This is a genomic window from Pseudonocardia sp. (genome assembly GCF_025965585.1).
Lineage (GTDB): Bacteria > Actinomycetota > Actinomycetes > Mycobacteriales > Pseudonocardiaceae > Pseudonocardia.
Map to the genome: position 1 here is coordinate 1 of NZ_JAOPWR010000309.1, position 5,365 is coordinate 5,365.

General features: G+C 69.3%; 5 protein-coding genes and 2 pseudogenes. 3 read left to right on the forward strand and 4 right to left on the reverse strand.

Annotation, left to right across the window (positions count from 1 at the left end):
- Positions 1-292: 292 nt before the first annotated feature.
- Positions 293-499, reverse strand: a pseudogene (locus JWR81_RS18880) (PrsW family glutamic-type intramembrane protease); the annotation flags it as partial.
- Positions 500-1,252: 753 nt separating this feature from the next.
- On the opposite strand from JWR81_RS18880, the gene ssb reads away from it, so the two are divergent.
- Positions 1,253-1,693 (forward strand): single-stranded DNA-binding protein, encoded by a 441-nt coding sequence (ssb, locus tag JWR81_RS18885; RefSeq protein ID WP_297654229.1) that lies wholly within the window; start codon positions 1,253-1,255, stop codon positions 1,691-1,693.
- Between the two features lie 487 nt (positions 1,694-2,180).
- Here ssb and JWR81_RS18890 read toward each other — a convergent pair whose 3' ends face one another.
- A complete protein-coding gene (locus JWR81_RS18890) occupies positions 2,181-2,486 on the reverse strand; it encodes a muconolactone Delta-isomerase family protein (protein ID WP_297654232.1) in 306 nt (101 codons plus the stop codon).
- Between the two features lie 273 nt (positions 2,487-2,759).
- Positions 2,760-3,269, reverse strand: a complete 510-nt coding sequence (locus tag JWR81_RS18895; protein ID WP_297654235.1) for an AMP-binding protein — start codon at positions 3,267-3,269, stop codon at positions 2,760-2,762.
- Positions 3,270-3,484: 215 nt separating this feature from the next.
- Here JWR81_RS18895 and JWR81_RS18900 point away from each other — a divergent pair, with 215 nt between their 5' ends.
- Entirely contained in the window at positions 3,485-3,790 is a 306-nt protein-coding gene (locus tag JWR81_RS18900; protein ID WP_297654238.1) for a tyrosine-type recombinase/integrase, read from the forward strand.
- A 130-nt stretch (positions 3,791-3,920) separates the two neighbouring features.
- Here the strand turns inward: JWR81_RS18900 and JWR81_RS18905 are convergent, their stop codons facing one another.
- Positions 3,921-4,535 (reverse strand): alpha/beta hydrolase, encoded by a 615-nt coding sequence (locus tag JWR81_RS18905; protein ID WP_297654241.1) that lies wholly within the window; start codon positions 4,533-4,535, stop codon positions 3,921-3,923.
- 12 nt (positions 4,536-4,547) lie between these two features.
- Between JWR81_RS18905 and JWR81_RS18910 the strand changes: the two are divergent.
- Positions 4,548-5,346, forward strand: a pseudogene (locus tag JWR81_RS18910) (transposase family protein).
- The last annotated feature ends 19 nt before the right edge of the window (positions 5,347-5,365 follow it).

Consider the following 5,365-nt stretch of genomic DNA (forward strand, 5'->3'; position numbering starts at 1 on the left):
TGCCGACAAGAAGACCTTGAACACCTTCGCGCTGGGCATCGTCTGGGCATCCTCTCAGCAACACGAGCGAACTGCTGAGAACTGATACACCAACCACTGCAATATTTAGCGGCGACACGCTACTAGTCAGTTCCGTTCCAACGCCTTCGTCCGAACCATCAAGCACAACGGGCTGGTTGGCTCGATGGGCCGCGTCGGGGCCTGCGGGGACGTCCCCACCGCCACGGCCACCGCGCGGGCGCCACCGTTGGGCGTGCGCGTGCCACAGCGCCGCAGCGGCCAGGCCGGTCCACGCGATGTGCGCCGCCGGGCTGAGCAGCCCCCGGAGGATCAGCGTTCCCTCGGTCGCCAGGAGGTCCCCGCCGGTGGTCGGCAGGATCACGAATCCGTAGCCCAGGGTCTCCAACACCGCGAACCCGGTCCCCACGGCGACCCCGACCAGCAACCCGTCGGCGGGATTGGCGCGATACCGCGTGGCCAGCAGGATGCCGAGGGGCACCAACAGCTTTACTGGACCGCCGAGGCGTCGAGTTGCTCAGTAGCGCCAAGAGCGAACAGCACACCAAGCGCGAAAAGACCGGCAGGGCCAGGACGTCAGCGGGCTGGGCGAGCTGATCCCAAGCTGGGACCGGTGCAAGTGGTGCCAAGCCCGGCTCTACCGTCACCGACGTCGACGCGGTGGCGCGGTCCGAACGGGACGAGCGGTTCGGTGATCCCTCGTGCTCGGGGCGGTGATCGAGGAGGTCGAGCTCGTCGTCACCCCCCGCGACCGCGCGCACGGCCGCAGCGGGCGATGGACCGGGCACGAGACAGCGAGCCGCTCCAGCACCGCCTCTTCTGGCTGTGAGGCCAGCACACACACCGGGCGCCTTGCGCGGGGTGAGCCGGGCGCTGCCCAGCTCGAGGCCGTCGGCCCGGAATCGGCGTCCTGCCTGGAGATCCGGCGGTGTATCCGGGCCGGATGACGTTGGGGTGCGGTGGCCCTCACAGGGGCGGGACTCCCGCCGTGGACGGCCGGTGTGGTTGGTGGAGACGCCCGAAGGGTCAGCACCCGGCCCGGGCCGTTGGTCGATGAACCCGTGCCCATCCATCCCGGTGAGACCGCCGCGCCGGTTCTCCAGGTCGGCCGGCGGCCGGGCATTGGCGGTCACCACGCGGGATGGACGAGCCGGAACCCCCGCCCAGACCCGCACCGCGCGCTGAGGCGGAGCCGCGTCACCCCGACGCACCGACCTCCAGACAGGAGCCCGCCATGAACGAGAACACCTTCCACGGCAACGTCGGCAAGAACCCCGAGATCAACTACGGCAAGAACAACGGCATCGCGGTGGTCAACTTCTCGATCGCGATCAACTCCCGCCGGTTCGACCGCGCCAAGGGCCAGTGGGTCACCCGCCCCACGATCTGGAAGGACGTGGTCTGCTTCGGCGAGTTCGCCGAGAACGTCTACGACAGCATCGCCAAGGGCATGGCCGTCACGGTCACCGGCGAGGAGATCGACGACTCCTACACCAAGGAGTCCTACGAGCCCGGCGGCGAGGACATCGTCATCCGCCGCCACAAGATCGAGGCCCGCGACATCGCGGTCAGCCTCCGCGCCCAGCGCGCGAAGGTCACCAAGGCCGAGCGCAACCGCGGCGAGCAGCCCTCCGACCAGGCCCAGCGCAGCACCGCCCCGCAACAGGTCGGCTGATCCCCCCGGGCGCGGCCCGGCCCTTCGGGGCCGGGCCACCCGCCCGTCTCCCCCGCCCGTCTAGCTCGAAGGAGCCTCGCGATGTCCATCGTTCCTGTCCTGCTCACCGATCAGGCCCGCGCCGAGCTCACCGGCGGCGACGCGGCGGAGCCGCGCGGCAGCGAGCCGCTGCACAAATCGTGTCGGCGCTGCGGGGCGACGCTGCACGCCCCCGGGTTCACCCACGACGGCCCCACCGGGCCGGATCCGTCGCCGGACAGCCCGGCGTTGCGCTGCCCACGACGGTGCCGCACACCGCGGATCGATGCGCCGCCCTCGTCGCCTGGATCGCCATGCAGGCTCGTCGCCGGGGCACGGCCGGCTGAAGTCCGCTGTCGTGCCCCGTACCGGCGTCCCCACGGCGCGGGACGCCGCGCGGGGCGCCCTTAGATGTCCCGTTTCACCGCCTCATCCTCATGCTCAGAAGCCGGGCGTGAGGGGCTGTGGGTTACTGCTGCCACCGCTTGCGCACGTCGTCTGCGAATTCCGCGTACTCACGGATCGGAACGATCTCCTCGAAGTCCAGCATGTGAGCCATTGGAAGCCCGGCCATCACGATCCGGTCCAGCTCCTCGTGCGACTCGACGTCGAGGATGCCGACGACCCGCCGCTGCCCGCTGACCTTGTAGAGGTCCTTGATCTTGCCGGCCTTGAGGGCGCCCTGCGCTGCGTCAACTTCTTTCTCCCACTCGTCCCACAGCTCGTCGAAGGACACTCCGCTGTGGTCGACGCGCACGCTGAAGAAGAACAACATCGAGATCCACTCCTCCGGGGATTCCGAGCCGGTGAGGTGACCGAGCGTGGACCTGACGAGAGGCAATGACAACCACCGGTCGGACGAGACCGTGCCGTGTGCTCCTGCCTCCGGCCCTGACGACGTGGCTGCTTGCGGCAGACCCTGATCGACCGCCCGACGCGAGGGATGGGCACAGGCACGCCGCTGGTGGCTATCGCCTCGTGCTTGTAGTGAGGCGCTCCGCTCGGGCCGGTAGGCCGGGGCCGACGGAAGCCCTGCCGCAACCCGTGATCAGGGGCGCTGCCCGGAGTTGATCGTGTCGGCGTCCCAGGCCAGTGAATCCGAAGCTTTATCAACCTGCTTGATGGAGTCGCCTAGTTCGAGCTTGGCGCCGAGGCCCTCCAAGCCCTTGAGTCGCTCGAATACCGACTTGAGCGTCTCGAACTTGGCGATCGCGACGGCGGGGTGCTCGACGAGACGGCCCTCGATCTCGGCAGGGTCGACGAGGAAGCCAGGCAGGCGCAGCGCTTCACCGTTGCGGCACGTGTACTCGATCGTTCCGTCGTCCGCGACGACGCCCAGGTCACCGGAACGGAACCAGCCGTCCGCCGTGACGGTGTCGGGTGCGTCCGTGCCGAGGTAGGCATCGACGACGTTGGGTCCGCGGAACTGCAGCTCGCCTTCCCGCCCGGCTTCGAGTGGCTCACCGGTGTCGGGAGGCCCGACCCGGACGGTGATGCCGTCGTGGACGGGCCGGCCGACTGCTGTCCAGCGGCGGGGGGTGGTTGGTCGGGCATCCACATGGTGGTCAGCGCGAGGAGTTCCGACGATCCGTAGAGGCCAGTCGTCGACGTGCCGAACTCAGAGCGCGCCCAGTCTGCGAGCTCCCGGAGCCGGCCCTGGAAGTCCGCTCCGCCCCACCAACGCCAGCGCGCCAGCGGGCGTGGCCGGACGCGCCATGCTTCGGCAGCCGCAGCACCAGGTCATCGCCACCGACGACAAACTGCACGTCGAAGGTGGGCTGTGTTCACCTCGAATGCGGGTACGACGCTGTCGCGGAACAACATCCGCCCGAGTTTTGGGCGCCCGCAGTCCAAGCCGCGAAGGTCGAGCAGACGGTCACCTTTCACAACCTGCGCGCGGCGCATGCGTCCTGGCTGCTCGCTGGCGGTGCGGACAGGATCGTCGTGCGGGAGCGACTTGGTCGCCGGCGGATCACTACCACGACGCAGTACACCGGCACGCTGCCCGTTGCGGGTGACCGCGCGCTCGCCGCGTTCCGGAAGGTTCGCGACGGCAAGGTGACACCGGAGGCGACGTAGTGCCTCCTCGCCCGCCTCGTCACACGGGTCTCGCGGCCACATGGCCGGCCGACAACGCCCTGACTCTCTCGGCGGATGTCGCGGCATAGACGCGCGTGCTGGGGGGCGTCCACGCCGCCGTGGGTTCAGGTCAGTTGTCAGTGGTGACCGTCTGGGCAGCTGTTTCGATCAGGTCGACGACGTCGGCTGGATGGGAGACCATCGCGACATGGCTGGCCGGCACCTCGACGGCAGTGGCGCCCATCCGGGCGGCGAACTGGCGCTGGGCGTCGGGCGGGAGGGCCTCGTCGTCCTTGGCGATGAGGAACCACGTCGGCAGCGACTTCCAGGCCGGCTGACCCATCACGTCGTTGAACGCGGAGGCGGCGATCGGCTGCTGCACGGCGTACATCACCCGGGCCTTGGCGCGGTCGACATCGTCTTCGAAGTGGTTCACGAAGTCTTCCTCGGCCAGCCAGGCGAAACCCTGCGCGTCGGTGGTCATATGCTCCAAGGCCGGCGCGACCGGGCCCTGCGACAGCAGCGTGCCGAGCGACTCGCCCTCGTCGAGGGCGAACGCGGCGACGTAGACCAGGCCGGCCACATTCGCGGTGTCCGCGCCCAGGGCGGTCATGACCTGGCCTCCATAGGAGTGAACCTTTGCCAACCTGCTGGACGGCCAGGTCAGGGCGCGTGCGGCGTGGCGTGACCTCGAATGGGTGAAGCTCCTGGTAGACGGGCGATTGCCTAGATCAATCCGCCTCACCAGGAGCTTCAGGTGCTGTCCTACCCGTCCGGGATGACCGTGTCCAGCCGCGCCCTCGGCGTGCTGGCCGATGCGCTGCGAGCGCAGCGCAACCAGCGCCGAACTCGGTGGCGCAAGCTGCCCGCCGGCCGCCAGGCCCTGCTGGTCGTGGCCTACCTGCGCAAGGGCGAGACCTACGCCGACCTGGCCTGCGGATTCGAGATCGGCACCTCGACGGTGTACCGCTACATCCGTGAGGCCCTCGAGTTGCTGGCGGCAATGGCGCCGACGCTGGAGCAAGCGATCGAGGTCGCGCGCCGGAAGGCGTCCGTGATCCTCGACGGCACCCTGCTGCGCATCGACCGGGTCGGAATGGCGTCGGGCTACGACCGCGCCTTCTACTCTGGGAAGCACAAGGCCCATGGGTTGAACGTGCAGGTCATCGCCGACCCGATCGGCCGCCTGGTGTGGATCTCCCCGCCACTGCCCGGGGCGCGCCACGACATGGGCGCCGCCCGCCAGCACGGCATCCCCGACGCCCTCACCGCGCACGAGATCCCCGCAGCCGCCGACACCGCCTACCAGGGCACCGGTCCCACGGTCGCGGTCCCGCAGCGGCGCCGACGCAAGGACCCCGACACCGGCCGCTACCGCAAGCTGTCGCAGAACCAGAAAAGACGTCAACACCGCCCACGCCCGCCGTCGCGGACCGGGCGAGCGAGTCAACGCCGAGCTGAAGAACTGGCGAGTGCTGCGCAAGATCCGCTCCAGCCCCAGCAACGCTGCAACGCTCATCGCCGCAGTTCAGACCCTCATGATCGCCAACATGTGATCAGGTTGGCAATGGCTCA